This window comes from Sinorhizobium fredii USDA 205 (genome assembly GCF_001461695.1).
Taxonomy (GTDB): Bacteria; Pseudomonadota; Alphaproteobacteria; order Rhizobiales; family Rhizobiaceae; genus Sinorhizobium; species Sinorhizobium fredii.
This window is the reverse complement of the sequence record NZ_AUTC01000024.1, coordinates 94559-119647: the sequence shown is the minus strand read 5'-3', so window position 1 is coordinate 119647 and position 25089 is coordinate 94559. Positions and strand designations below refer to the sequence as shown.

Genomic DNA, 25089 nt, shown 5'->3' with positions numbered 1-25089 from the left:
GGCAACTGAAGGTCCGCGCGAGCCAAGCCGACCATGCCTATCGAGGATTATGCGGGCCTGATCACGTCCGGCTTTGCTTGAGGATCAGGTCGTAGAGCAGTTTCGCGCTCGGGGGGAGAGCCCGGCCTTCGGCGGTGATCAGGCCATAGGGCTTGATGCGGATCGGGAACTCAGTCGGCAGGATGCGGATTTCGCCGGCCTGGGTGCCATTGCTGGCAACGAGCTTCGCCACATCAAGGGCGACCGGGGCAATGGCATTCGTGTTGCGGACGATCGACAGGGTCAGGATGATCGAAGACGTGTTGATGACGGTAGAAGGCAGCCGGACGCCGGCCGAGATGAAGCTGTCCTCGACGGCGCGGCGCAGCAGCGTGCCTGGCGGCTGAAACACCCAGTCAAAGCCCGGCAGGTCGTCAGCGCTGGCGGAGGCGTGGTCGAGCAGCGGGTGGCCCTCGCGGACGATCAGGCAGACCTCCTCGAAACCGATTTCGACCAGGTTGAACAGGCGGGGATTGAGGTCGTCCGGGATACGACCGACCACGAAGTCGTGGCGCGCGGCGAGCAGCTCGCGCGTCAAGACGTTGCTGTTGTCGATCTGCACGTTGATCTCGATCCCGGGATAGGCCGTCGAAACCTGGCGGATGGCGGGCACGGCGAGGTTGAGGGCGGGGCCGGTGACGGAGCCGAGCGACACCGAGCCGCCACTTCCCGTCTTCAACTCGCTGAGTTCGCGGGCCGCCTCGCGCAGTTCGAGAAAGATCGTCCGTGCCCGGCGGGCGAGAGCTTCGCCGTAGCGGGTCAGTTCGACACCGCGGGCCACCCTCGCGCAGATCGGGGCCTTCACGATCGCCTCGATTTCGGCGAGCATGCGCGAGGCGGCCGGCTGGGAGACGCCGAGCGAATCGGCCGCGGCGCTGATGCGGCGATGATCGTCGATCGCCAGAATCAGCCGCAGATGGTTGATCTTCAGCCCCGACCGGAAGAGGCCGGTGTCGAAGGAGTCTCCCGCCGGTGTCGCGACGCTTGGCTTGCTGTCGAGGGTCATTTTCCGGCCCCAGTATTCAAGAGATTCATAAATCACACTCTTTAACAGTCGTATATCAATTTTGGTATGCATGCAAAGCGATATTGTATTTGACAGTTATGGCAATTGATTCCAGTTTCCACCCATGTGCGTCAGCGCATGCGGGAGTATGCTAAGACAGGGAGGACCTTCCTTCATCTTGAAACGCCGCCGGGGATGGTCTCTCCGGGCCGGTGAATCGCTGCGCATATGACGGGGGCTCCGGCCGCCGGCTTCAACACTCAGGGAGAGATCTGATGAAATTGATTACTTCGCTTCTCGCAGCCGCGGCTATGTCCGTCGCAGCTTTCGCTGCGCCGGTATTCGCCCAGGACAAGGGCACGGTCGGCATCTCCATGCCGACGAAGACGTCGACCCGCTGGATTTCCGACGGCGAAACCATGGAGAAGCTGTTCAAGGAAGCCGGCTACACGCCGGACTTGCAGTTCGCCGACGACGACATTCCGAACCAGCTCGCGCAGATCGAGAACATGGTGACGAAGGGCGCGAAGGTTCTGGTCATCGCCGCCATCGACGGCACGACGCTCTCCGATATCCTGCAGAAGGCCGCCGACGCTGGCGTCAAGGTCATCGCCTATGACCGCCTGATTCGCGATTCCGGCAATGTCAACTACTACGCGACCTTCGACAACTTCCAGGTCGGCGTGCTGCAGGCGACCTCGCTCGTCCAGGGCCTGAAGCTCGACAGCGCCAGCGGACCGAAGAACGTCGAACTGTTCGGCGGTTCGCCGGACGACAACAACGCCTTCTTCTTCTATGACGGTGCTATGTCGGTCCTGCAGCCGCTGATCGACAGCGGCAAGATCGTCGTGAAGTCCGGCCAGACCGGCATGGACCAGGTCGGCACGCTGCGCTGGGACGGTGCGGTTGCCCAGGCCCGCATGGAAAACCTGCTGTCGTCCACCTACACCGATGCCAAGGTCGATGGCGTTCTGTCGCCCTATGACGGTCTGTCGATCGGCATCATCTCGGCTCTGAAGGGCGTCGGTTACGGCTCCGGCGACATGCCGATGCCGGTCGTCACCGGTCAGGATGCGGAACTGCCGTCGGTCAAGTCGATCCTTGCCGACGAACAGTATTCGACGGTCTTCAAGGACACTCGTGAGCTCGCCAAGGTGACCGTCGGCATGGTCAACTCGATCATGGACGGCAAGGAGCCGGAAGTGAACGACACCAAGACCTACGAGAACGGCGTCAAGGTCGTTCCCTCCTACCTGCTGAAGCCCGTTTCCGTCGACAAGACCAACGCCAAGGACATTCTCGTCGGCTCCGGCTACTACACGGAAGACCAGATCAACAACTGATCTGGCTCAAGGGTCCGCGGCTAACCGCGGACCCTATCGCCTGATGCGACGTGCATCTTTGCAGACGCACCATGGTCGCTGTGATAATTTGAACTGCTCATCGGCTCCCCGGATCTCGACCGATCCGGGCGCCATGCAGCGGGAGGAAGCCTGCAGTCTCTCGCAGATTGCCGCTGGAATGGCTGAATATGGACAACATCATTCTTGAAATGCGGGGCATCACGAAGACGTTCCCAGGCGTCAAGGCGCTGGACAACGTCTCGTTCAAGGTCCGCGAAGGCGAGATCCATGCCCTGGTCGGCGAAAACGGCGCCGGCAAGTCGACCTTGATGAAGGTGCTGAGCGGCGTCTATCCGGCCGGCACCTACGAGGGCGAGATCCATTATGATAACGAGGAGCGTCGCTTCGGCACGATCGCCGACAGCGAAGAGCTCGGCATCATCATCATCCATCAGGAACTGGCGCTCGTTCCGCTGCTGTCGATCGCGGAGAACATCTTTCTCGGCAACGAGATCGCCGACAAGGGCGTCATTCATTGGCCGCAGACCTTCTCCCGGACGCAGGCGCTGCTCAAGAAGGTAGGCCTCACCGAATCCCCCGCGACGCTGATCACCGACATCGGCGTCGGCAAGCAGCAACTGGTGGAAATCGCCAAGGCGCTTTCCAAGAAGGTGCGGTTGCTGATCCTCGACGAGCCGACCGCTTCGCTCAACGAAAACGACTCCGACGCGCTTTTGAAGCTGCTCATGGAGTTCCGCAATCAGGGCATGACCTCGATCATCATTTCGCACAAGCTGAACGAGATTAAGAAGGTCGCCGACCAGATCACCATCCTGCGCGATGGCGGCACGGTTGAGACGCTCGACTGTCACAAGGAAGACATCAGCGAGGACCGGATCATCAAGGGCATGGTCGGTCGGGCGATGGAAGACCGCTACCCGCCGCGCGAGCCGAAGATCGGCGATACGCTGCTCGAGGTGAAGAACTGGAACGTCTTCCACCAGCATCACCGCGACCGGCAGTTCCTGCACGATGTCGGCTTCAAGGTTCGGGCCGGCGAGGTCGTCGGCATTGCCGGTCTGATGGGCGCCGGCCGCACCGAGACGGCGATGAGCATCTTCGGCAAGTCGTGGGGGCACAAGATCACCGGCGAGGTGACGATGCGCGGCCAGCCGGTGGACGTCAGCACGATTCCCAAGGCGATCAAGGCGGGCCTCGCCTATGTGACGGAGGACCGCAAGCAGCTGGGTCTCGTGCTGATCAACAATATCAAGGAGAACACGACGCTCGCCAATTTGAGCGCCGTGGCTGCGAATGGCGTCATCGACGAACGACAGGAGAGGAAGGTCGCGGGTGACTACCGCAACAAGCTCCGAATCCGTTCGCATTCGATCTATCAGGAGGCGGTCAACCTTTCGGGCGGCAACCAGCAGAAAGTCGTGTTGTCCAAGTGGCTGTTCACCAATCCCGAAGTCCTCATACTCGACGAGCCGACCCGCGGTATCGACATCGGCGCGAAATATGAGATCTACACCATCATCAACCAGCTCGCAGCCGAGGGCAAAGGCATCCTGATGATCTCGTCGGAGATGCCGGAACTGCTCGGAACCTGCGATCGCATCTATGTCATGAACGAGGGCCGCATCGTGGCGGAGCTTTCCAAGGAGGAAGCGAGTCAGGAATCGATCATGCGGGCCATCATGCGTTCAGGGGAGAAACACTAATGGTCGCCGATACGAGCACCCACACCACCAAACCGTCGATCGGGGACTACCTCAGGAACAACATCCGCGAATACGGCCTCCTGGTCGCGCTCGTGATCATCATGCTGTTCTTCCAGTTCGTCACCAGCGGCGTCCTCTTCAGACCGGTCAACCTCACGAACCTGGTTCTGCAGAACTCCTTCATCGTCATCATGGCGCTCGGCATGCTGCTGATCATCGTGGCCGGTCACATCGATCTGTCGGTCGGCTCGATCGTCGCCTTTGTCGGGGCGATTTCGGCGATCATGCTGGTAAAATGGGGTCTGCCGGCCATCGTCGTCGTTCCCGCCTGTCTTGTCGTCGGCGGCATCATGGGGGCGGCGCAGGGCTATTGGGTGGCCTATCAGAAGATCCCGTCCTTCATCGTCACGCTCGCCGGTATGCTGGTGTTCCGCGGCTTGACCTACGTCGTGCTGGGCGGACGTCCGATCGGGCCGTTCCCCAAGGATTTCCAGATTCTCTCGACCGGCTTCGTTCCTGATTTTCTCTACTTCCTCAACCCGAGCCCCGAGGTCATCAAGAACATGGTGGCGCTCGTCGCGGTCCTGGCGCTGGTCGGATATGCGATCTATGCCGGCCTGCGCAATCGTCGCATCAATGACCAGCACGGTACCGAGAACGAGCCGTTCGTCTTCTTCGCGGTCCAGATGGCGGTGATCGGCGTCGTCGCCCTGTTCATCGGTTTCCAGCTTTCGACCTATCGCGGCCTGCCGAACGTCCTCATCGTCATGGGCGTGCTGATCGCCGCCTATACCTTCATCACGACGCGCTCGACGATCGGTCGCCGGGTCTACGCCATGGGCGGCAACGAGAAGGCCACCAAGCTCTCCGGCATCAATACCGAGCGGCTGACCTTCTATGCCTTCGTCAACATGGGCGTGCTCGCGGCGCTTGCCGGCATGATCATCACGGCGCGGCTGAATTCGGCGACCCCGAAGGCAGGCGTCGGCTTCGAGCTCGACGTCATCGCGGCCTGCTTCATTGGCGGCGCGTCGGCCTCGGGCGGCGTTGGCAAGATCACCGGTGCGGTGATCGGCGCCTTCATCATGGGCGTGATGAACAACGGCATGTCGATCATGGGCATCGGCATCGACTACCAGCAGCTCATCAAGGGCCTCGTGCTGCTCGCAGCCGTGTTCTTCGACGTCTACAACAAGAACAAAGGCAAGGGCTGATCGGATTTCCGGTCAGCTCCCATTGACCACATCATGAATGGGCAGCTGGCGAGGCTGCCATAGCTGGGTGGCGCGAGCCACTCTCGAGGCGGAGCATTGTCTTTCCTCATGGAAACACATGTCCGAAGCCAACTCGATCAGGAAGGATAGAAACGTGCTGATTTCCCAAGTCAGGAAGCAAGACGGATCGATTGCAGTCGCAGTGCGGGTGCCGGGCGAAACGGCGCACGTCGTCAAGGGCGCGGAAAGCGTCTACGCATTGGCAATGGAAGCGGCAAATGGCGGCAGGAGCCTCAAGGAGGTGATTGAAGCCAAGGGTCTCGGAGAGGCGATCGATCTCGATGAGGTCTATGCCGAGGGGCGGATGCTGCCGCCGATCACCCACCCCGATCCGGGGCACCTGCATCTGACGGGCACCGGGCTGACGCATCTCGGTTCCGCCGCAACGCGCGACGCGATGCACAAGAAGACGACCGAGGCGGCCGAGGAAACGCTGACCGACTCGATGAAGATGTTCCGCATGGGGCTCGAGGGCGGCAAGCCGAAGCCGGGCGAAAAGGGCGTCCAGCCGGAGTGGTTCTACAAGGGCAACGGCACGGCCGCGGTCGCCCCGGGTGAGCCGCTGACGTCGCCTTCCTTTGCCGAGGACGGCGGCGAGGAGCCGGAAATGGCCGGCATCTACGTCATCTCCGACAAGGGCGTGCCCTATCGTCTGGGCTTTGCGGTCGCCAACGAATTCTCCGACCACAAGACCGAGCGGGTCAATTATCTGTGGCTGGCGCATTCGAAGCTCAGGCAGGCCAGCTTCGGCCCGGAAATCCGCATCGGTGCGGCGCCGAACGACATCCGCGGCACTTCGCGAATCCTGCGCGGCGGCAAGGTCCTCTGGGAAAAGCCGTTCCTCTCGGGCGAAGCCAACATGTCGCACAGCTTCGCCAACCTGGAATATCACCACTTCAAATACGGTCTCTTCCGCGCACCCGGCGACGTGCATGTGCACATGTTCGGAACTGCGACGCTGTCCTTCGGCGACGGCATCCGCACCGAAGCGGGAGACGTCTTCGAGATCGAGGCCAAGGATTTCGGCCTTGCGCTGCGAAATCCGCTGGCAATCGCCGCTGAAGAAGAGATCGCCATACATCAGCTCTGATATATCTGTTATAGCACGGCAGGCCGCGACGGGCGGCCGCTTGCGACAAGAAGACAAGGAAGGCTGAAGCCCATGACACTCCACCAGAACCTGATTGCCGGCGAATGGGTCGGCGGCGATGGTATTGCCAACGTCAACCCCTCGAACACCAACGACGTCGTTGGCGAATATGCCCGCGCCAGCGCCGAAGATGCTTCAGCCGCGATCGCCGCGGCGAAGGCCGCCTTTCCGGCCTGGTCGCGCTCCGGCATCCTCGAGCGCCACGCCGTCCTCAGGAAAACCGCCGACGAAATCCTCGTCCGCAAGGACGAACTCGGCCGACTCTTGTCACGCGAAGAGGGCAAGACGCTCGCCGAAGGCATCGGCGAGACGATCCGCGCCAGCCAGATCTTCGATTTCTTCGCCGGCGAATGCCTGCGCCTTGCCGGTGAGACGCTGCCGTCGGTGCGCCCGAATATCGGCGTCGAGATCAGCCGCGAGGCGGTCGGCGTCGTCGGCATCATCACGCCATGGAACTTCCCGATCGCCATCCCGGCCTGGAAGATCGCCCCGGCGTTGGCTTACGGCAATACCATCGTCTTCAAACCGGCCGAACTGGTGCCGGGTTGCTCCTGGGCGATCGTCGACATCCTCCATCGCGCCGGCCTGCCGAAGGGCGTGCTGAACCTCGTCATGGGCAAGGGCTCGGTGGTCGGCCAGGCGATGCTCGATAGCCCGGACGTCCAGGCGATCACGTTCACCGGTTCGGTCGGCACCGGCAAACGCGTCGCGATGGCCTCGGTCGAGCACAATCGCAAGTTCCAGCTCGAGATGGGCGGCAAGAACCCGTTCGTGGTGCTCGACGATGCCGATCTTTCGGTTGCCGTCGAGGCGGCGGTCAATTCGGCCTTCTTCTCGACCGGCCAGCGCTGCACCGCCTCGTCGCGGGTCATCGTCACCGAGGGCATCCATGACAAGTTCGTCGCGGCAATGGGGGAACGGATGAAGGGGCTCGTCGTCGACGACGCCCTGAAGGCCGGCACCCATATCGGGCCGGTGGTCGATCAGAGCCAGTTGAACCAGGACACCGACTATATCGCCATCGGCAAACAGGAAGGCGCCAGGCTCGCCTTCGGCGGCGAGCTCATTTCGCGCGACACGCCCGGTTTCTATCTGCAGCCGGCGCTGTTCACCGAGGCGACGAATGCAATGCGGATTTCCCGCGAGGAGATCTTCGGACCGGTCGCCGCCGTCATCCGGGTGAAGGACTATGACGAGGCGCTGGCCGTCGCCAACGACACGCCGTTCGGGCTTTCCTCCGGCATCGCCACGACGAGCCTCAAGCATGCGACGCATTTCAAGCGCAACTCGGAAGCCGGCATGGTGATGGTCAACCTGCCGACCGCCGGCGTCGATTTCCACGTGCCGTTCGGCGGCCGCAAGGGCTCCTCCCACGGCCCGCGCGAACAGGGCAAATACGCCGCCGAATTCTACACAACCGTCAAGACAGCCTACACGCTGGCTTAAAACCCAAGAGCGGGATGCGGAGGGCAGATGCCTTCCGCTTCCCGCTCCAAGCCGACGTGTTCCCGCCCGCCCCACGGGCCCGAAGGAAGGAAAACATGAAGAAGAAAGCTGAGTGGCCGCGCAAGCTGCGTTCGCAGGACTGGTTCGGCGGTACGGGCAAGAATGCCATCATGCACCGCTCCTGGATGAAGAATCAGGGGCTGCCCGCCGATACCTTCGACGGCCGGCCGATCATCGGCATCTGCAACACCTGGTCGGAGCTGACCCCCTGCAACGCGCATCTGCGCGACCTTGCAGAGCGCGTGAAGCGCGGCGTCTACGAGGCGGGCGGCTTTCCTGTTGAATTCCCGGTGTTTTCGACCGGCGAAAGCACGCTTCGCCCGACGGCGATGATGTTCCGCAACCTCGCAGCCATGGACGTCGAAGAGTCGATCCGCGGCAATCCGGTCGATGGCGTCGTGCTGCTCGGCGGCTGCGACAAGACGACCCCCAGCCTGCTGATGGGCGCGGCGAGCGTCGACATTCCGGCGATCGTCGTTTCCGGCGGCCCGATGCTGAACGGCAAGTGGCGCGGCAAGGACGTTGGATCCGGCACGGCGATCTGGCAGTTCTCGGAAATGGTCAAGTCCGGCGAGATGACGCTGGAAGAGTTCATGGATGCCGAACAAGGCATGGCCCGTTCGGCAGGAAGCTGTATGACCATGGGTACGGCCTCGACGATGGCGTCGATGGCCGAGGCGCTCGGCATGACGCTCTCCGGCAATGCCGCCATTCCGGCGGTCGACGCCCGCCGGCGGGTGATGTCGCAGCTTACCGGCCGCCGCATCGTCGAGATGGTCAAGGAAGACCTGAGGCCCTCGGACATCCTGACCAAGCAGGCTTTCGAAAACGCCATCCGCGTCAACGGCGCGGTCGGCGGCTCGACCAATGCCGTGCTGCATCTGCTCGCACTTGCCGGCCGTATCGGCGTCGATCTTTCGCTCGACGATTGGGACAGGCTCGGCCGCGACGTGCCGACGATTGTCAACCTTCAGCCCTCCGGCAAGTATCTGATGGAGGAGTTCTACTACGCGGGCGGCCTGCCGGTCGTCATCAAGGCCGTCGCCGAGATGGGGCTCCTGCACAACGATGCCATCACCGTCAGCGGCGATACGATCTGGAACGACGTCAAGGGCGTTACCAATTACAACGAAGACGTGATCCTGCCCAAGGAAAAGGCGCTGACGAAGTCCGGCGGCATCGCGGTGCTGCGCGGCAATCTGGCGCCGCGGGGCGCCGTCCTGAAGCCGTCCGCCGCCTCGCCGCATCTGATGCAGCACAAGGGCCGCGCGGTGGTCTTCGAAAGCATTGAGGACTATCACGCCCGCATCAACCGCGAGGATCTCGACATCGACGAGACCTGCATCATGGTGCTGAAATATTGCGGGCCGAAGGGATATCCGGGCATGGCCGAGGTCGGCAATATGGGCCTGCCGACCAAGGTCCTGAAGAAGGGCATCACCGACATGATCCGCATTTCGGACGCGCGCATGTCGGGGACGGCCTACGGGACCGTCATCCTCCATACCGCACCGGAAGCCGCCGAAGGCGGGCCGCTGGCGCTTGTCGAAAACGGCGACCTGATCGAAGTCGACATCCCCAACCGCACGCTGCAGCTCCATGTCTCCGACGAGGAGCTTGCCCGTCGCCACGCGGCCTGGGTTTCGCCGGTCAAGCCGCTCACCGGCGGCTATGGCGGCCTCTACATCAAGACCGTCATGCAGGCCGACACCGGCGCCGATCTCGACTTCCTGGTCGGGGCGCGGGGCGACCGCATTCCGATGGATCGCGACAGCCATTGATGGAGCGGACGCTCGTCCGTCTCCTCGGGTTTAACCCGAGGACTAACCCTCTCCCCGTTCTGACGGGGAGAGGGGACTGAGCGGGCGCCACGAGTCTCCTTCGCCCCGCCTGCGGGGAGAAGGTGGCCGGCAGGCCGGATGAGGGGCAAACGCTCGCGTCGATTTTCGGCGCCAATGCCCCTTCGCCATCACTGGCTCTGCGTCTGGCTCTGTTCACCTCGGCCCTGGCTTTGCGACTGCTGCTGCCCCTGCCGCTCCACCGTAACCGCCACCTTCAGAGTCTCGCTGGCGACGCCGTGGACCAAGCCGGAGACGGGCGCGGCATCGCGGTAGCAAAGGCCAGTGGCGACTCGGACATAGCGATCGTCAGGGCAGATCTTGTTGGCGGGATCGAAGCCGACCCAGCCGAGGCCGGGTAAGTGCACATCGGCCCAGGCGTGGCTTGCTGTCTGCTCGGGATGGCCTTCGACCATCAGATAGCCTGAGACGTAGCGAGCCGGCAGGCCGAGGGTGCGCGCCGCCGAGACGAGGATATGGGCGTGATCCTGGCAGACGCCCTTGCCGCGTTCCAGTGCCTCCTCGGCGGTGGTGCCGGCCTGCGTCTCACCCGGTTCATATGCGACGCTATCGTGAATGATCCCCATCAGCGCGTGCATGCGCTCGAGATCCGTTGAACCCTCTGCGGCTTTCGCAAGCTCGCGGATCAGCTTGCCCGCCTTGCTGAGTGGGGTCTCGCGGGCATAGAGCCAGAGCGGCACGTAGGACTGATGCGCCCCGAAGACGCCGGACCGGTCCTCTGTCTCCACTTCGCCGCTCGCCTCGATGCGGAAGGTCGTCCGATCCGCGTCGACACTGACGAGGTGGGTGCGGTTGCCGAAGTGGTCGTCGTAGCTGACTTCGACCGCGGCGCCTTCGACGAGCGTCCGCCAGTTCAGGACCGTCTGACCGGGCTGCGTCGTTGGGGTCAGCCGCAGGCGCTGCAGCGCATAGGGCACCGGCTCGTCGTAGTGGTACTCGGTCGTGTGGCTGATTTTCAGATGCATTCCACTCTCCCGGGCCTCATTGGTAGAACCGGTAGCCGTCGGTGATTTCCTGGCCGAGACGGTTGTTGTGGCTGATGAATTCTTCCAGATATTCGTGCAGGCCGCGGTCCATGATGTCGCTGATCGACTGGCTGCGAAGCGAAGCGAGCGTCTCTTCGGCGGTCTCGTGGGCGGCATGCCGGTCGCCGTATTCGCGCGCGAGATAGCCGAGATTGCTGACGATCTTTTCGTAGCAGTAGGCCAGCGAGCGGGGCATGCGGCCGTTCGAGATCAGGAAGTCGGCGATATTGGCCGGCCTGAGCTCCGCATCGTAGACCCAGCCATAGGCGCGGTGCGCCGAGACGGATCGCAGGATCGATTCCCACTGCAGGTTGTCCATCGACGACCCGACGGCCGAGACGGCCGGCAGCAGCACGTAGTATTTCACATCGAGGATGCGGGAGGTGTTGTCGGCCCGCTCGATGAAGGTGCCGATGCGCGAGAAGTTGAAGATTTCGTTGCGGAGCATCGTGCCGTGGAAGGCGCCGCGGATGAGACCGGCCCGGCGCTTGATGGCGTCGATGATCTCGGGCATGTCGGCCGGCCGCGCCTTCTTGGCGAGCATCGCCTTCATCTCGATCCAGCATTCGTTGGTGGCTTCCCAGGTCTCGCGGGTCAGCGCCGTGCGGACCATGCGGGCGTTGTGGCGGCCCGCCTCGATGCAGGACATGACGCTCGACGGATTGGCGCGGTCGCGCAGCAGGAAATCGATGGCATCGCCGCTCGTCAGCGTGTCGTGCACTTCGTCATAGAGTTCGCGCACACCGGCGCTCTGCAGCACGCCGTCCCAGTCCCCCTCGCTCGACTCGCTGCGGGTCAGCGACATGCGCAAGCCCGCGTCGATCAGGCGGGCGCCGTTCTCGGCGCGCTCGATATGGCGGAACATCCAGTAGAGGCCGTTAGCAGTTCTTCCCAACATGGCCTCAGTCCTCCAGTACCCAGGTATCTTTGGTGCCGCCGCCCTGGCTGGAATTCACCACCAGCGAGCCCTCCTTCAGCGCGACGCGCGTCAGGCCGCCGGGAATGATCTGCACCTTGTCGGAGACGAGGACGTAGGGACGCAAGTCGACGTGCCGAGGCGCGATGCCCTTGTTGACGAGGATCGGCACGGTCGACAGCGACAATGTCGGCTGGGCGATATAGTTGTTTGGGCGCTCCTTGAGTTTCTCGGCGAAGGCGGCACGCTCCCTCTTGGTCGCCGTCGGGCCGACGAGCATGCCGTAGCCGCCGGAGCCATGCACTTCCTTGACGACGAGTTCTTCGAGATGCTCGAGCACGTATTTGAGGCTCTGCGGCTCGGAGCAGCGCCAGGTGGGGACGTTTTCGAGCAGCGGCTTGCGGCCGGTATAGAACTCGACGATTTCCGGCATGTAGGAATAGATCGCCTTGTCGTCGGAAATGCCGGTGCCGGGCGCGTTGGCGATGGTGATGTTGCCGGAGCGATAGACGTCCATGATGCCGGGAATGCCGAGTGCCGAATCCGGACGGAAGGTGAGGGGATCGAGGAAATCGTCGTCGACGCGGCGGTAAAGCACGTCGATCGCCTCGTAGCCGCGCGTCGTGCGCATCTTTACCTTGCCGTCGATGACCCTGAGGTCCGATCCCTCCACCAGTTCGACGCCCATCATGTCGGCGAGGAAGGCGTGCTCGTAGAAGGCGGAATTGTAGATGCCGGGGGTGAGCACGGCGACGCGCGGCTTGCCGGCGCAGCCGGGAGGCGCCAGCGACGACAGGCTCTGGCGGAGCAGATAGGGGTAGTTCTCCACCGGTCGGACGCGGTTCTGATGGAAGAGTTCCGGGAACATCTGCATCATGGTTTCCCGGTTTTCCAGCATGTAGCTGACACCGGAGGGCGTGCGGGCATTGTCTTCGAGCACGTAGAACTGGTCTTCGCCGGTGCGCACGATATCGGTGCCGACGATGTGGGTATAGACGCCACCAGGCGGCCGGAAACCGATCATCTGCGGCAGGAAGGCGTCGTTCTTCTCGATCAGTTCGCGCGGGATTCGCCCGGCGCGGATGATTTCCTGCTTGTGGTAGATGTCGTCGAGGAAGGCGTTGAGCGCAATGACCCGCTGTTCGATGCCCTGGGCGAGGCGGCGCCATTCACGGCCGGAAATGATGCGGGGAATGAGATCGAAGGGGATGAGCTTTTCGGAGGAATCAGCGTGTCCGTAGACCGCGAAAGTGATGCCCGTCTTGCGGAAGATGGTTTCGGCTTCTTTCGATTTCGCTATGAGCCGGTTTCTGTCCTGGCTGGCATACCATTGATGATAGGTTGAATATGGCTGGCGCGGGCTGCTGTCCGCATTGATCATTTCGTCAAATGCCAAAGGCGTAGTCCCCTTATTTTTGCCCATTTGAGTACAACGTTTGCCGCAATGCAAGAAGCGTGCACGTTCGCCGACGAAGAATCTTGGGCCCGCCCCGGTCCGCAATTTGAAAACGCTTTCGCTCTCCCAACATACCCATTCGGCGCCAACGGATTTCTTCCCCTGATCCGTAAATAGGCAGATGCCGAATATTCGGCGCTTCACCGGGTTATCGTCGCGTCGGCGAGCGTGGCGCTTTGCCGATCTTGTTCGTCGATGGGGCAGGAGTAAAATGCCCCCGCCGGTCAGATGGTGACCCGGGCAGAAACGGCATGGACGCAATATACGAGATCGCCGAACGGCCGGCGCAACGCATCACTGGCCGGCTCTGGGATGGCACCTTCGTCGAAGCGGCCGACGGTGCCATCCATCGGCTGATTGCCGAGACGCAGGAACATCGCCGGCGCACCCACCCTCGGGATCATGCCGCCCTCATCGGCCTTTCCTGGAATGCTCGGCCGGAGGGCTTCAGCTATCTGATCGGCTATGTCGGCGAAGACCGCGCGACCTTTGCCGCGCCCGAGCACATGGACCTGCCGGCCATGCGCTTCGCCACCACGATGCATCACCCCGAAGGAGGGGATGTTTTCGTCCAATACCGCAAGATGTTCGATTGGATCGCGGCGGCGGGATACGCCGCGGATCAGACCCATCTTCACTATCGCGAGGAATATGAGGCTGGCTTCGTTTCTCCATCTGCATCGTCTCTCCGCCTGATGGTTCCGATTCGCTGATCGCAGCCATCAGAAAAATTGCTTTGACCGTATGCGGTACGCGGTCTATCGCCGCGGCGACGGCCTCGTTTCGGATCTTCGTGACCCGTCTCGCCTGATCCGTCTCACTTGGCCCGCCTCACTGGGGAAACACCGATGATGCTTGCCCGCCTGGCTCCGGCCATCTTCGTGCTGCTCTGGTCGACCGGCTGGGTGGTTGCGAAATACGCCGCCTTCTTTGCCGATCCGCTGACCTTCCTGGTGTTGCGGTACAGCGTGGCGATCCTGCTGTTCATCGGTTTCTGCGCTGCGACCGGTGCGCGCTGGCCGCGCTCCTGGAGCGTCGTCGGCCACGCGGTCGTCTCCGGGGTCTTTCTTCACGGTCTCTATCTTGGCGCGGTGTGGTGGGCGATCGGGCAGGGGGTGCCCGCGGCCATATCCGGCATCATTGCCGGGCTGCAGCCTTTGATGACGGCCGCGGTCGCGCCTTTCCTGATCGGCGAGTATCTCAGTAGGCAGCAGCGGCTCGGGCTTGTGCTCGGCTTCTGTGGTATCGCGCTCGCCGTCTTGCCGAAGACGCTGGCGATCGACACCGCCTCGACGCCCATCCATTTTTTACCGGTGGCCGTCAACGTCCTCGGCATGGCGGCGGTGACCTACGGTACGCTTTACCAGAAGCGGTATCTGCAGAACGGCGACATCCGGTCGATCGCCGCCCTGCAATATGTCGGCGCCCTGATCGTCACCGTGCCGCTTGCCTTGATGCTCGAGGATCTGCGCGTCACCTGGAACCTCCAGCTCGTCGCCGCCCTTGCCTGGTCGGTGTTGGGACTGTCGATGGGCGCGATCGCACTCTTGCTTTATCTCATCCGCCGCGGCCAGGTTTCGCGCGCCGCATCGCTCATCTATCTGGTGCCACCTCTCGCGGCGCTTCAGGCGGCGCTGTTCTTCGGCGAGGCGCTGACCTGGCCGATGATCGTCGGCACTGTTATCGCGGTGACCGGGGTTTACCTCACCAATCGCAAGACCGGGAGCGAAGCCCCTGCGGGAGGCCGTGCGAGCAATGCGGCGGCAGGCTCGGTGAAATAGAGGCGTTTCGATGAGCAAAGCACTGCTGATAATCGACCTACAAAACGCGATCCTTTCGGGAAAGGGCGCGATAGAGCGACAGCCGCATATCGATCAGGCGTTGAACGAAACGGTCGCGCGGCTCCGGGATCTCAAGGAAAGAGCCAGATCTGCCGGCATCCCCGTGGTGCTGGTTCAGCACGACGGAAATGTGGAGCATCGGCTGGCTGTCGGGACGCAGGGCTGGGCCATTCGCGCCGAAGTCGCGCCGGCCGCAGGCGACGTCGTCGTTCACAAGACAAGCTGCGACTCGTTCTTCGAAACCGACCTGGCCGAGCGCCTTAGGGAGCGTTCGATAACGCATCTGATGATCGGCGGATGCATGTCCGAGTTCTGCGTCGACACCACCGTGAGGCGGGCCGTTTCGCTCGGATATGACGTGACGCTGGTTGCCGACGGCCACACGACCGCGGATTCGGGATCCCTCTTGTTTCCCGAGATCGTTGCGCATCACAACGAAACGCTTGATGGGTTCGATGCAGGCAAAGCGAGGGTCGAGCTCCGGCCCGCTGCCGAAATAATCTTCTGAGGAAATAGGACTGAGCGCCAACTAACTTGGCGGGGACTTCATAGCAAAACTCGACCGCGGAGAAAGGTCCACGGCCGAGTTCGTATAGATCGGCATCTTATCGAAGCCGGCCTTCGACGGCCGGCCACAATGTCATCGCAGCGCGTCAGCCCTGGCGGCCGCCATTGTCGGCGCGGCGCATGCCTTGACCGCGCCCACCGCGATTGCCGGGCTCGCCGTCACCGTGGCGCCGGCCGTCTTGCTTCGGGGCTGGGCGGCCATGGTGCTTCCGGTTTTCGTGATTGCGGTTGCCTTCCGTCCGGCCGTCGTGATGGCCGGTGCCCGCGGCGCGGTGATCACGGCGCTCGTGTTTTTGCGGGCGGTCGTCGCGCAGCAGATCGTCGCCGGCAAACCCACTCGTCGGCGTCTCGTGCGCCGACCGCCTGGGCGGGCGACCTCCGTCGCGACGCTGGCCACCGCCATTGCCGCGATGCTGACCACCGCCGTTGCCGCGATGTTGGCCGTTGCCGCGACCGCCGCGACCCTTGGAGGGGCGGGCCTGGTCGGCTGGCGCCTCGCCGCTGGCGACGGCGATCTGGATGCCCATCAGCTTTTCGATGTCGCGAAGAAGACGGATCTCATCCGGCGCGCAGAAAGCGATCGCTATGCCATCACGGCCGTTGCGGGCCGTGCGGCCGATACGATGCACATAGGCATCCGGCACTTCCGGCAGGTCATAGTTGTAGACGTGAGTGACACCAGGGATGTCGATGCCGCGGGCGGCGACGTCGGTGGCGACGAGCACGCGGATTTCGCCATCGCGGAAACCTTTCAGCGCCCGTTCGCGCTGGCCCTGGCTCTTGTTGCCATGGATCGAAGCAGCCTTGAAGCCGACATGGTCCAGATGCTTCATCAGCTTCTCGGCGCCATGCTTCGTGCGGCTGAAGACCAACGACAGACCATCGGGATTGTCGGTCAGCGACCGCTTCAGGATCGTCGTCTTCAGATCCTTGCCTGGAACGAAATGGACATATTGCTCAACCTTGTCAGCGGCCTTGCCGGGAGGCGTGACCTCGACCTTGACCGGATCGGTCAGGTACTCGCCGGCAAGCTCGGCGATCAGCTTCGGCATCGTTGCCGAGAAGAGCAGCGTCTGTCGGTTCTTCGGCACCAGCTTCGAAATCTTGCGCAGGTCGTGGATGAAGCCGAGGTCGAGCATCTGGTCGGCCTCGTCGAGCACGAGGTAGCGGCCCTGCGTCAGCGTCACGGCCTTGCGGGCAACGAGGTCGAGCAGCCGGCCGGGTGTTGCGACGAGAATGTCGACGCCGCGGGCGAGCTGTTCGGTTTGCTTGTTGATCGAGACGCCGCCGACCACGACGCCGACCTTCAGCGGGCTCTTCTTCACGAAGAGCTTGAGGTTGGCGGCGATCTGGTTGACGAGTTCGCGGGTGGGGGCAAGCACGAGGGCGCGGATGTTGCGCGGGTCGGGGCGCTTGCCGTCGGCGACGAGCTTCTCGATCATCGGCAGGCCGAAGGCGGCCGTCTTGCCGGTGCCCGTCTGGGCGAGACCGATGAGGTCATGACCCTTGAGGACAAGCGGAATGGCCTGCGTCTGAATGGGCGTCGGCTTCTCGAAGCCATTGGCGGAGAGGGTCGCCAGGATGTCCTGCGAGAGACCAAGCTCTTTGAAAGTGGACAATGCATATACCTTTCGGGGCGCCAAACGCTGTCGCCGGAATCGCCTCTTGCAATTCCGGTGTCGTCTGGCGTCAAGAACCCCGCGTGAATTGGGAACTTGTGGGTTAAGAGAAAATCGTCAAGCGCCTGTGCTGCCGCCGATTGCGGCGTTGTCTCGCGCTATTCCTTCTTCACGGCTGAAGTGTCTGCCGAGGGCGCGCTCACGCGGCGGCCGGAAGGTGACGCGCTGTCCATGTCGTTGTTTTGGACCGAAAAGTCAAGCTGCATCTTTCGCGAGTGCGAAAATAAGGGTTCTGCATCCGCTTCGTCCGAAGGTGCTTCGCCGGTGAGAGTCGCGAGAGAGGCGTGTCAAGCATCCTGCATGAAAGCCTTGCAGAAGATGCGCCGGAGCGTACAATTCTGCGGCTCGGCTTCAGCGCTCTCAGGCAGCTTGGTGCGAATAGTGCCAGGAAAGAAAAGTTCCAGGTCGGCAGGAGCTGAGCGACACGAGGCCGACCCTAGTTCGATGCCTATCTCGCGCGCTTTGCAGCCAAGCCGCGCGACATTGCACAAAAAGGACCTTCGGCGATTGGGAACCTGACGCGACCTCAACCGTTCCGTCCCTTGAGTCTTCGCCGACCTATCTGCCAACCGAGACACAGGAGAGGAACCAGTGCGGAACCGGATTTGGATACTGGCAGCCGATGGCAATGCGGCGCGCATCGTCAAGGACGTCAACCTGCTGAAGGATGGTCGTCAGCAGCCGGAAGTGGAATCCTACGAGATCGAACGAAGACGCGCTCAAGACATCATGGCCGACAAACCGGGGCGCAGCCATTCGTCGGTCGGACATGGCCGCTCGGCGATGGAATACAGCAGCGATCCGGTCCGCGAAGAGCAGCACCGCTTCGCAGTCGAGATCGCCGGGAAGCTCGATCACTATGCTTTGGAAAACGCCTTCGAGAACCTGGTGATCTGCGCCGCGCCGCAGACCTTGGGCGACCTCAGGAAGCTGCTCTCCCATCAGGTCAAGGAAAAGACCGTCGCCGAGATCGATCGCAACTGCGTCGCCGTACCGACCGAGCAACTGATCGCGACGGTCAAATCGGTGGTCTTTCCGGGCTAATGCATGTCGCCCAAAAGTGTGCAGCGGTTTTGGGATGACGACATGCACAAACAAAGACCTAAAGCGCGCCGCGTGAGTTCGTTCGAACGCGACGCGCTTTAGCAGGCTTCAGGGCTTATCGCCGCGCAGCATCTCGCGCTTGCCGGCAAAGCCCGGAAGACGCTCGACGACGAAGCCGGCGGCGGCGAGATTGCGGCGGACGAACCCCGCCGCAGCATAAGTGGCGAAGGTGCCGCCTTGCACGGTCTTGTCGAAGACCGCCTGCATGAGTTGCTGCGACCACATGTCGGGGTTGCGCGACGGCGCAAAGCCGTCGAGGTACCAGGCGTCGAAGTCTTCCCGTAAGGCGGAAAGACCATGGAGCGCCGCGCCGCAGATCACAGTGAGCCGCACGTCGTTGAAGTCGATGTCGATGCGGCCGGCCTGAGCTTCCGGCCAATGGGCGACCAGCGCCTGACGCTCTGCCTCGATCTCCGGCCAATGGGAAAGTGCCCGGTCGATCTCGCCGGCACGCATCGGAAAGCGCTCGAACGAGACGAAATGGAGCTCGCCCGTAGAGATCTTTGCCTGCTTCCATTGCCGCCAGGTCTCACAGAAATTCAGGCCGGTTCCGAAGCCGAGCTCGCCGATCGTGAAGGTGCCGCCCGTGCTCCAACGCGCCGGCAGCCGGTTGCCGCTGAGGAAAACATGGCCGCATTCCAGCCGGCCATCGGTGCGGCAGTAAAAGTGATCGCCAAATTCCACCGAATAGGGCATATCGCCCGCGTGCCATTCAAGGCTCTGCTGTGCCGGCGGCTGGCTCTGGCGGCTATCAGGTTCTGTCATCGCAATCTCGTTGGTCTTGCCGCCCTGCATCGCCGCGCGTTCCTTGAATCGAATTCGATCTACGGAATTATGCAGGAGAAGGTCAATCGATGAGCGAAGTTTTGATCGTTGGTGGTGGTATCATGGGGCTCTGGGCGGCGCTCATGGCTGGCCGTGCCGGCATCGAGACGCGCCTCCTCGAGCGAAAGAACATCGGTGCAGGAGCGAGCGGCGGTCTGCTCGGCGCGCTGATGCCGCATATGCCGGACCGCTGGAACGCCAAGAAACAATTCCAGTTCGATGCCCTGGTTTCCCTCGAGAGCGAGATTGCCCGGCTTGAAGCCGAGACCGGCCTTTCGGCAGGTTATCGCCGCTCGGGCCGGATCATGCCGCTCGGCCGGCGGCATCTCCGTGAAATTGCGCTCGGTCACGAGCAGGACGCCGAGCGCTACTGGATTGCGGGCGACCGGCGTTTCCACTGGCGCCTCGGCGACGCCGGATTCGACGGGTGGCTAGCAGCGGATTCAGCACCTTTCGGGATCGTCCACGACACCCTTGCGGCACGCGTGGCGCCGCGAAACCTGCTGGCGACCCTTCGCGCGGCACTCGTTCAGTTTCCCCATGTCCAGCTCGAAGAGGGGGCCGAGGTCTCCACGATCGATCCGCAACGCGCCCGGCTGGCGCTCGCCGACGGGAGCGAGGTGACGTTCGGGCATTGTATCCTCTCCGCGGGCGTCGCGAGTTTCCCCATGATCGACCGATTGGCGGAGCGGCCGCAGGCGCCAAGCGGCGGGGCGGTCAAGGGACAGGCGGCGCTGCTTCGCGCCGAAATCGATCCGGCCGCGCCGATCATCTTCACCGACGGCCTCTATATCGTTCCGCATGAAAACGGCCATGTGGCGGTCGGCAGCACCAGCGAGAACCAATTTGCCGAGCCCTTCTCGACGGACGCGCAACTGGATGCTCTGATCGATCGGGCCGTTGCTCTGGCTCCGATCCTGCGTGACGCGCGGGTGATCGAGCGTTGGGCCGGACTGCGCCCAAAGGCCACGGGCCGCGAGCCGATGGTCGGCCGACATCCCGATCATCAAAGGCTGTCGGTGCTGACCGGCGGCTTCAAGGTCAGTTTCGGAATGGCGCATGTTCTGGCCGGCCTCGTCATCGACGAGATCACTGGGCAGACGACCATCGACCTTCCGCAATCGTTCCGATGCGAAACCCATATCGCGGGCCTGCAATAGCCCCCATTCGACTTCGTCAATCTGTCACGCAAATCACCTAAGAGGCGGCTATCGATTGAATTTCGGAGCGTCGCAATGCGGTACGCCATTTGTTTTACGCCGCCGATGGCATCCCCGTTGTCTGCGGCGGCGGCGAGTTGGCTCGGCCGCAACGTCTACTCGGGCGAGCCCATGGAGCCGCCGCCGATCGCCGGCCTTCGCGTTTCGGAGATTGCGTTCCACACGGCGGTTCCACGCCGTTTCGGCTTTCACGCCATGATCATGGCGCCGTTCCGCCTTGCTGACGGCGTCGATGAAGCGCACCTCTTGAGGGCGCTGATGCACTTCACCAGCGCCGAGACGTCGTTCGCGATCGAGCGGCTGGAGGTGGCACGCCTCAGCCAGTGTCTTGGTTTGCGGTCACCGGTGCCGAACCATCAGATGCATATGCTCGCGGCGCGGGTCCTGCAGGCGTTCGACGGGTTCCGGGCGCCACTCAGCGAGGAGGAGATCGAACGCTCCGATCCCGATCGGTTGACGGCGCCGCAATTCGCCAACCTGCATCGCTGGGGCGATCCCTACGTGATGGAAGAATACCGTTTTCACCTGAAGCTCACCGGCCCCCTGGGCGCCGATGTCGGGCAACGCTTGGAGGCGCCGTTGCGAGAAGTCTTCGAACCGCACCTGGCCAGGCCGCTCGCGGTCGATAGCCTTGCTTTGTTCGTCGAACCGGAGAAGGGGGCGCCGATGCGCGTCCATTCCCAGCATCCGCTCGGCAAGATTTCCGCCCGTCCACGCGGCGAAAGGACGGTTCGGGCCGAGGCGGAGCGCCGCGCCGCGGGCGATGCCGGAGGCTCCCTGCCGCACGTCGCCAATTCCCTTTCCGCGATTCGCTAAGCTCCTCTCCCGCCGTCATTTCATCTCGACAATCCGGTGTGCGGTGTTACCGTTTCGGAAAAATCGAAGGTGATTTCATGGCCGAGACTTCCTATCCGCGCGACCTCATCGGCTACGGGCGAACGCCGCCCAATCCCCGTTGGCCGGGCGATGCACGCATCGCCGTGCAATTCGTCCTGAACTATGAGGAGGGCGGCGAAAGCTCAATTCTCGATGGCGATCCGGCATCCGAGTGCCTGCTGTCGGAAATCGTCGGTGCGCAGCCCTGGCCGGGTCAGCGCAACCTCAATATGGAATCGATCTACGAATACGGAGCACGGGCCGGCTTCTGGCGCCTGTGGCGCCTGTTCACGAGCCGCGGCGTGACCCTGACGGTCTACGGAGTGACGCTTGCCATGGCGCGCAATCCCGAAGCGGTTGCAGCGATGAAGGAGGCCGGATGGGAGATCGCCAGTCACGGGCTGCGTTGGCTCGAATACAAGGATTTCCCGGAGGAGGTCGAGCGCGAGCACATTCGCGAGGTGGTGCGGCTGCATACGGAGCTAACGGGCGAGCGGCCGCTCGGCATCTACCAGGGCAAGCCTTCGGTCAACACGCTGAAACTCGTCCTGGAGGAGGGCGGCTTCCTCTATTCCTGCGATTCCTATGCGGATGAACTTCCCTATTGGGTCCAGGGCATGACGGCCGACAAGCCGCATCTCATCATTCCCTATACGCTCGACGCCAACGACATGCGCTTTGCCACCAATCAGGGCTTCAATTCCGGCGACCAGTTCTTCACCTATCTCAAGGACACGTTCGACGTCCTCTATGAGGAGGGCAGGGAAGGCAGTCCCAAGATGATGAATGTCGGCCTGCATTGCCGTCTCGTCGGCCGGCCCGGACGGGCGGCGGCGTTGGCCCGCTTCATCGACTACGTCCTGTCGCATGACAAGGTATGGGTGCCGCGGCGCGTCGATATCGCCCGCCACTGGTACGAGCATCACAAACCGGAAGGACCGCGCTGATGTCGGAACGCGAGGATTTCGTCCGCCGCTTCGGCGGCATCTTCGAGCATTCGCCCTGGGTGGCGGAGCGTGCGTTCGATCATGCCGCCTCGTCGGGGCTGACGGCCGGCAGCGTCCATTCGGCGCTCTGCAATGCCTTTCGGGCCGCGTCGCCTGCGGAACGTCTCGCGGTCTTGCGCGCACATCCCGATCTCGCCGGCAAGCTGGCCATTGCCGGCAAGCTCACAATCGACTCGAAGTCCGAACAGGCATCGGCCGGCCTCGACCGGCTTTCTTCGGAAGAGCATGCGCGTTTCACGCAGCTCAACGCGGCCTATACGAAGAAATTCGGCTTTCCTTTCATCATCGCGGTAAAGGGACTGTCGAAGGAGGAGATCCTCGCTGCCTTCGAGCAACGGATTGACAATTCCGCCGAAGAAGAATTTGAAGCCGCCTGCGCGCAGGTGGAGCGGATCGCCCGGCTGCGCCTCGGTTCCATGCTTCCGGGAGAAAACAATGCCTGACAAGACCGTTCTCGAACTGCCGGCCGGCGCCGTATCGCGCTTTGGTCTCAATGGCTGGAGAGCCGGGGCCCCAGCCTGATGTCGCCTCTTATTTCGATCGAGCCTCTGACCAAAGAGGCTTTCGCCCCGTTCGGCAGCGTCATCGAGGCCGACCCGTCCTCGGCGCGATTCATCAATGGTGGCAATACCGAGCGGTTTCATGCGCGTGCCGAAGTCGACGTCGTCGGGGAGGGCGCTCGGGTGATCATCAACATCTTTCGCGGCCAGCCGCGGACCTTCCCCTACCGGCTCGCCATGATGGAGCGCCACCCGCTCGGCAGCCAGAGCTTCTCGCCGCTTCACGATCGGCCCTGGCTGGCGGTCGTCGCCGAGGACGAGGGCGGACGCCCGGGCAAGCCGCGGGCCTTCCTGGCAAGCGGCCGGCAGGGGGTCAACTATGGCCGCAACGTCTGGCACCATCCGCTGATGGCGATCGATGCGGCCAGTGATTTCCTCGTCGTCGATCGCGCCGGACCGGGCGACAATCTCGAGGAATTTTTCTACGAAGAACCATTCGTCATCCCAGATCTGCCGTCAAAGGAAACAGCCCGATGAGCAAGAGCGGCCGCCTGACGACCCATGTCCTCGATACCGCCCTCGGCAAGCCGGCCGAGGGGCTCAGGATCGACCTCTTTCGGCTGAACGGGGAGGAGCGGCAGTTGATCCGCACGGTCCGCACCAACAGCGACGGCCGAGTCGACGCGCCGCTTGCGGAGGGCGAGATTTTCAAGGCGGGCCACTACGAGTTGGTCTTTCACGCCGGCGACTATCTGCGTGCGGCCGGGGTGGCGCTCTCGGATCCGGCTTTCCTAGACCTTATCCCACTGCGCTTCGGCATCGCCGACGCTGCCAGCCACTATCACGTGCCGCTGTTGCTCTCGCCCTACGGCTATTCCACCTATCGCGGCAGTTGAGCCCGGACGAAGGGATGCGGGCGGGCAATGCCCGCCGCTTGACACGTTACATCGCGTAGTCGGCGATGACGTCGCGGCCCACATCGGTGATGTTGCGCTTGCCGCAGAGCGCCATGGTGATGTCCATCTCCTTGCGGATGATGTCGAGGGCGAGGGTCACGCCATCCTTACCCATCGCCCCGAGACCGTAGAGGAAGGGGCGGCCGATGAAGGTGCCCTTGGCACCGAGCGCGACCGCTTTCAGCACGTCCTGGCCGGAGCGGATGCCGCCGTCGAGATGGACCTCGATTTGATCGCCGACGGCATCGATGATCTTCGGCAGCATGCTGATCGAAGACGGCGCCCCGTCGAGTTGGCGGCCGCCGTGGTTCGAGACGATAATCGCGTCGGCGCCGGTCTTCGCCGCCATTTTCGCGTCTTCCGGATCGAGAATACCCTTCAGGATGAGCGGGCCGCCCCAGCGCTCCTTGATCCACTCGACGTCTTTCCAGGAGAGCTGCGGATCGAACTGCTCCGCAGTCCAGGCATGAAGCGAGGAGAGGTCGGTGACGCTCTTGGCGTGGCCGACGATATTGCGGAAGGTGCGGCGGTTGGTGCCGAGCATCTTCATGCACCAGCGTGGCCGTGTCGCCATCATCCAGAGATGCTTGGGCGTCATGCGCGGCGGTGCCGACAGCCCGTTGCGAAGATCCTTGTGGCGCTGGCCGAGAATCTGCAGGTCGAGTGTCAGGACGAGCGCCGAGCATTTTGCCGCCTTGGCGCGGTCGATGAGGTTGAGCACGAATTCGCGCTCGCGCATGACATAGAGCTGGAACCAGAAGGGTTTCGTCGTGACCGACGCGACGTCCTCGATCGAGCAGATGCTCATGGTCGAGAGTGTAAAGGGAACGCCATGGGCCTCGGCCGCCTGAGCCGCCAGCATCTCGCCGTCGGCATGTTGCATGCCGGTGAGGCCGGTGGGGGCAAGCGCCACGGGCATCGACACATTCTGGCCGATCATCGTCGTTTCGAGCGATCGATTGGTCATGTCGACCAACACCCGCTGGCGCAGCTTGATCTTCGCGAAATCCTCTTCGTTGGCCCGATAGGTGCCCTCCGTCCAGGCGCCGCTGTCGGCATAGTCGAAGAAGAGCTTCGGAACGCGCCGCTTGGCGAGCGCCTTGAGGTCGCTGATGTCGAGGATTTGCGTCATGGATCGCCCTCATCGAATGGAGATGACGGACGCCTTATCATCTTTTCGAAAGGGGTGTAATAGACGCAACAAGCAAGAGGTCAA

The 25089-nt window shown here is 62.9% G+C and carries 23 protein-coding genes; 16 read left to right on the top strand and 7 right to left on the bottom strand.

The window, feature by feature from the left end; genetic code table 11:
* Nucleotides 1–61: 61 nt before the first annotated feature.
* The gene (locus N181_RS03795; RefSeq protein WP_014329218.1) at nucleotides 62–1045 is read right to left on the bottom strand and encodes a LysR family transcriptional regulator; all 984 of its coding nucleotides are present in this window, start codon (nucleotides 1043–1045) and stop codon (nucleotides 62–64) included.
* 275 nt (nucleotides 1046–1320) lie between these two features.
* Between N181_RS03795 and chvE the strand changes: the two genes are divergently transcribed.
* The 6 genes from chvE to araD all read left to right on the top strand — a co-directional run bounded on the left by chvE (nucleotide 1321) and on the right by araD (nucleotide 9823).
* Nucleotides 1321–2388, top strand: coding sequence for a multiple monosaccharide ABC transporter substrate-binding protein (gene chvE, locus N181_RS03790; protein ID WP_014329217.1), 1068 nt, complete (start codon nucleotides 1321–1323; stop codon nucleotides 2386–2388).
* Between the two features lie 188 nt (nucleotides 2389–2576).
* Nucleotides 2577–4112 carry a multiple monosaccharide ABC transporter ATP-binding protein gene (gene mmsA / locus N181_RS03785; RefSeq protein WP_014329216.1) on the top strand — a complete coding sequence of 512 codons (1536 nt, stop codon included), beginning with the start codon at nucleotides 2577–2579 and terminating at the stop codon, nucleotides 4110–4112.
* The gene (mmsB, locus tag N181_RS03780; protein WP_014329215.1) at nucleotides 4112–5326 is read left to right on the top strand and encodes a multiple monosaccharide ABC transporter permease; all 1215 of its coding nucleotides are present in this window, start codon (nucleotides 4112–4114) and stop codon (nucleotides 5324–5326) included. Before mmsA ends, mmsB begins: the two co-directional genes overlap by 1 nt.
* A gap of 154 nt (nucleotides 5327–5480) precedes the next feature.
* Nucleotides 5481–6476: an AraD1 family protein gene (araD1, locus tag N181_RS03775; RefSeq protein WP_037396023.1), complete on the top strand. Its 996-nt coding sequence runs from the start codon at nucleotides 5481–5483 to the stop codon at nucleotides 6474–6476.
* A 72-nt stretch (nucleotides 6477–6548) separates the two neighbouring features.
* Nucleotides 6549–7982, top strand: coding sequence for an aldehyde dehydrogenase family protein (locus N181_RS03770; protein WP_014329213.1), 1434 nt, complete (start codon nucleotides 6549–6551; stop codon nucleotides 7980–7982).
* 95 nt (nucleotides 7983–8077) lie between these two features.
* Nucleotides 8078–9823, top strand: a complete 1746-nt coding sequence (araD, locus tag N181_RS03765; protein ID WP_037429073.1) for an L-arabinonate dehydratase — start codon at nucleotides 8078–8080, stop codon at nucleotides 9821–9823.
* 188 nt (nucleotides 9824–10011) lie between these two features.
* Here the strand turns inward: araD and N181_RS03760 are convergent, their stop codons facing one another.
* The 3 genes from N181_RS03760 to N181_RS03750 are packed head-to-tail and all read right to left on the bottom strand — an operon-like array spanning nucleotide 10012 to nucleotide 13223.
* Complete coding sequence (locus N181_RS03760) at nucleotides 10012–10866, bottom strand: transglutaminase family protein (protein ID WP_037396033.1); 855 nt, start codon at nucleotides 10864–10866, stop codon at nucleotides 10012–10014.
* Nucleotides 10867–10882: 16 nt separating this feature from the next.
* Nucleotides 10883–11824: an alpha-E domain-containing protein gene (locus N181_RS03755; protein WP_014329210.1), complete on the bottom strand. Its 942-nt coding sequence runs from the start codon at nucleotides 11822–11824 to the stop codon at nucleotides 10883–10885.
* Nucleotides 11825–11828: 4 nt separating this feature from the next.
* Nucleotides 11829–13223 (bottom strand): circularly permuted type 2 ATP-grasp protein, encoded by a 1395-nt coding sequence (locus tag N181_RS03750; RefSeq protein WP_048655303.1) that lies wholly within the window; start codon nucleotides 13221–13223, stop codon nucleotides 11829–11831.
* A 326-nt stretch (nucleotides 13224–13549) separates the two neighbouring features.
* Here N181_RS03750 and N181_RS03745 point away from each other — a divergent pair, with 326 nt between their 5' ends.
* From N181_RS03745 to N181_RS03735, 3 genes are all read left to right on the top strand, one after another.
* A complete protein-coding gene (locus N181_RS03745; RefSeq protein WP_037396035.1) occupies nucleotides 13550–14011 on the top strand; it encodes a GyrI-like domain-containing protein in 462 nt (153 codons plus the stop codon).
* A gap of 138 nt (nucleotides 14012–14149) precedes the next feature.
* Nucleotides 14150–15079: a DMT family transporter gene (locus N181_RS03740; RefSeq protein WP_234885863.1), complete on the top strand. Its 930-nt coding sequence runs from the start codon at nucleotides 14150–14152 to the stop codon at nucleotides 15077–15079.
* Between the two features lie 10 nt (nucleotides 15080–15089).
* Complete coding sequence (locus N181_RS03735; protein ID WP_014329206.1) at nucleotides 15090–15647, top strand: cysteine hydrolase family protein; 558 nt, start codon at nucleotides 15090–15092, stop codon at nucleotides 15645–15647.
* Between the two features lie 145 nt (nucleotides 15648–15792).
* Here N181_RS03735 and N181_RS03730 read toward each other — a convergent pair whose 3' ends face one another.
* Nucleotides 15793–17325, bottom strand: a complete 1533-nt coding sequence (locus tag N181_RS03730; RefSeq protein ID WP_037396037.1) for a DEAD/DEAH box helicase — start codon at nucleotides 17323–17325, stop codon at nucleotides 15793–15795.
* Between the two features lie 651 nt (nucleotides 17326–17976).
* Between N181_RS03730 and N181_RS03725 the strand changes: the two genes are divergently transcribed.
* On the top strand, nucleotides 17977–18429 hold the full coding sequence (locus N181_RS03725) for a host attachment protein (protein WP_014329204.1): 453 nt from the start codon (nucleotides 17977–17979) through the stop codon (nucleotides 18427–18429).
* 108 nt (nucleotides 18430–18537) lie between these two features.
* Here the strand turns inward: N181_RS03725 and mnmC2 are convergent, their stop codons facing one another.
* A complete protein-coding gene (gene mnmC2 / locus N181_RS03720; protein ID WP_037396083.1) occupies nucleotides 18538–19254 on the bottom strand; it encodes a tRNA (5-methylaminomethyl-2-thiouridine)(34)-methyltransferase MnmC2 in 717 nt (238 codons plus the stop codon).
* An 89-nt stretch (nucleotides 19255–19343) separates the two neighbouring features.
* Between mnmC2 and N181_RS03715 the strand changes: the two genes are divergently transcribed.
* The 6 genes from N181_RS03715 to uraH all read left to right on the top strand — a co-directional run bounded on the left by N181_RS03715 (nucleotide 19344) and on the right by uraH (nucleotide 23813).
* On the top strand, nucleotides 19344–20474 hold the full coding sequence (locus N181_RS03715) for an NAD(P)/FAD-dependent oxidoreductase (RefSeq protein ID WP_014329202.1): 1131 nt from the start codon (nucleotides 19344–19346) through the stop codon (nucleotides 20472–20474).
* 75 nt (nucleotides 20475–20549) lie between these two features.
* On the top strand, nucleotides 20550–21350 hold the full coding sequence (locus N181_RS03710; RefSeq protein WP_014329201.1) for a DUF1045 domain-containing protein: 801 nt from the start codon (nucleotides 20550–20552) through the stop codon (nucleotides 21348–21350).
* A 77-nt stretch (nucleotides 21351–21427) separates the two neighbouring features.
* Nucleotides 21428–22357 (top strand): allantoinase PuuE, encoded by a 930-nt coding sequence (gene puuE, locus N181_RS03705; protein WP_014329200.1) that lies wholly within the window; start codon nucleotides 21428–21430, stop codon nucleotides 22355–22357.
* A complete protein-coding gene (gene uraD, locus N181_RS03700) occupies nucleotides 22357–22860 on the top strand; it encodes a 2-oxo-4-hydroxy-4-carboxy-5-ureidoimidazoline decarboxylase (protein ID WP_014329199.1) in 504 nt (167 codons plus the stop codon). The genes puuE and uraD overlap by 1 nt, the downstream gene beginning before the upstream one ends.
* Nucleotides 22861–22938: 78 nt before the next feature.
* The gene (locus N181_RS03695; RefSeq protein ID WP_037396040.1) at nucleotides 22939–23454 is read left to right on the top strand and encodes an ureidoglycolate lyase; all 516 of its coding nucleotides are present in this window, start codon (nucleotides 22939–22941) and stop codon (nucleotides 23452–23454) included.
* On the top strand, nucleotides 23451–23813 hold the full coding sequence (uraH, locus tag N181_RS03690) for a hydroxyisourate hydrolase (RefSeq protein WP_014329197.1): 363 nt from the start codon (nucleotides 23451–23453) through the stop codon (nucleotides 23811–23813). The genes N181_RS03695 and uraH overlap by 4 nt, the downstream gene beginning before the upstream one ends.
* Nucleotides 23814–23859: 46 nt before the next feature.
* Here the strand turns inward: uraH and N181_RS03685 are convergent, their stop codons facing one another.
* Nucleotides 23860–25005, bottom strand: a complete 1146-nt coding sequence (locus tag N181_RS03685; RefSeq protein ID WP_014329196.1) for an alpha-hydroxy acid oxidase — start codon at nucleotides 25003–25005, stop codon at nucleotides 23860–23862.
* Between the last annotated feature and the right edge of the window lie 84 nt (nucleotides 25006–25089).

Coding starts and splice junctions, on each gene's coding strand:
- N181_RS03695 (WP_037396040.1), top strand. CDS start 22,939: ATGTCGCCTCTTATTTCGATCGAGCCTCTGACCAAAGAGGCTTTCGCC.
- N181_RS03740 (WP_234885863.1), top strand. CDS start 14,150: ATGCTTGCCCGCCTGGCTCCGGCCATCTTCGTGCTGCTCTGGTCGACC.
- N181_RS03760 (WP_037396033.1), bottom strand. CDS start 10,866: ATGCATCTGAAAATCAGCCACACGACCGAGTACCACTACGACGAGCCG.
- mmsB (WP_014329215.1), top strand. CDS start 4,112: ATGGTCGCCGATACGAGCACCCACACCACCAAACCGTCGATCGGGGAC.
- N181_RS03685 (WP_014329196.1), bottom strand. CDS start 25,005: ATGACGCAAATCCTCGACATCAGCGACCTCAAGGCGCTCGCCAAGCGG.
- N181_RS03755 (WP_014329210.1), bottom strand. CDS start 11,824: ATGTTGGGAAGAACTGCTAACGGCCTCTACTGGATGTTCCGCCATATC.
- mnmC2 (WP_037396083.1), bottom strand. CDS start 19,254: ATGACAGAACCTGATAGCCGCCAGAGCCAGCCGCCGGCACAGCAGAGC.
- N181_RS03745 (WP_037396035.1), top strand. CDS start 13,550: ATGGACGCAATATACGAGATCGCCGAACGGCCGGCGCAACGCATCACT.
- uraH (WP_014329197.1), top strand. CDS start 23,451: ATGAGCAAGAGCGGCCGCCTGACGACCCATGTCCTCGATACCGCCCTC.
- araD (WP_037429073.1), top strand. CDS start 8,078: ATGAAGAAGAAAGCTGAGTGGCCGCGCAAGCTGCGTTCGCAGGACTGG.
- chvE (WP_014329217.1), top strand. CDS start 1,321: ATGAAATTGATTACTTCGCTTCTCGCAGCCGCGGCTATGTCCGTCGCA.
- mmsA (WP_014329216.1), top strand. CDS start 2,577: ATGGACAACATCATTCTTGAAATGCGGGGCATCACGAAGACGTTCCCA.
- N181_RS03770 (WP_014329213.1), top strand. CDS start 6,549: ATGACACTCCACCAGAACCTGATTGCCGGCGAATGGGTCGGCGGCGAT.
- puuE (WP_014329200.1), top strand. CDS start 21,428: ATGGCCGAGACTTCCTATCCGCGCGACCTCATCGGCTACGGGCGAACG.
- N181_RS03715 (WP_014329202.1), top strand. CDS start 19,344: ATGAGCGAAGTTTTGATCGTTGGTGGTGGTATCATGGGGCTCTGGGCG.
- N181_RS03710 (WP_014329201.1), top strand. CDS start 20,550: ATGCGGTACGCCATTTGTTTTACGCCGCCGATGGCATCCCCGTTGTCT.
- N181_RS03795 (WP_014329218.1), bottom strand. CDS start 1,045: ATGACCCTCGACAGCAAGCCAAGCGTCGCGACACCGGCGGGAGACTCC.
- uraD (WP_014329199.1), top strand. CDS start 22,357: ATGTCGGAACGCGAGGATTTCGTCCGCCGCTTCGGCGGCATCTTCGAG.
- N181_RS03750 (WP_048655303.1), bottom strand. CDS start 13,223: ATGATCAATGCGGACAGCAGCCCGCGCCAGCCATATTCAACCTATCAT.
- N181_RS03735 (WP_014329206.1), top strand. CDS start 15,090: ATGAGCAAAGCACTGCTGATAATCGACCTACAAAACGCGATCCTTTCG.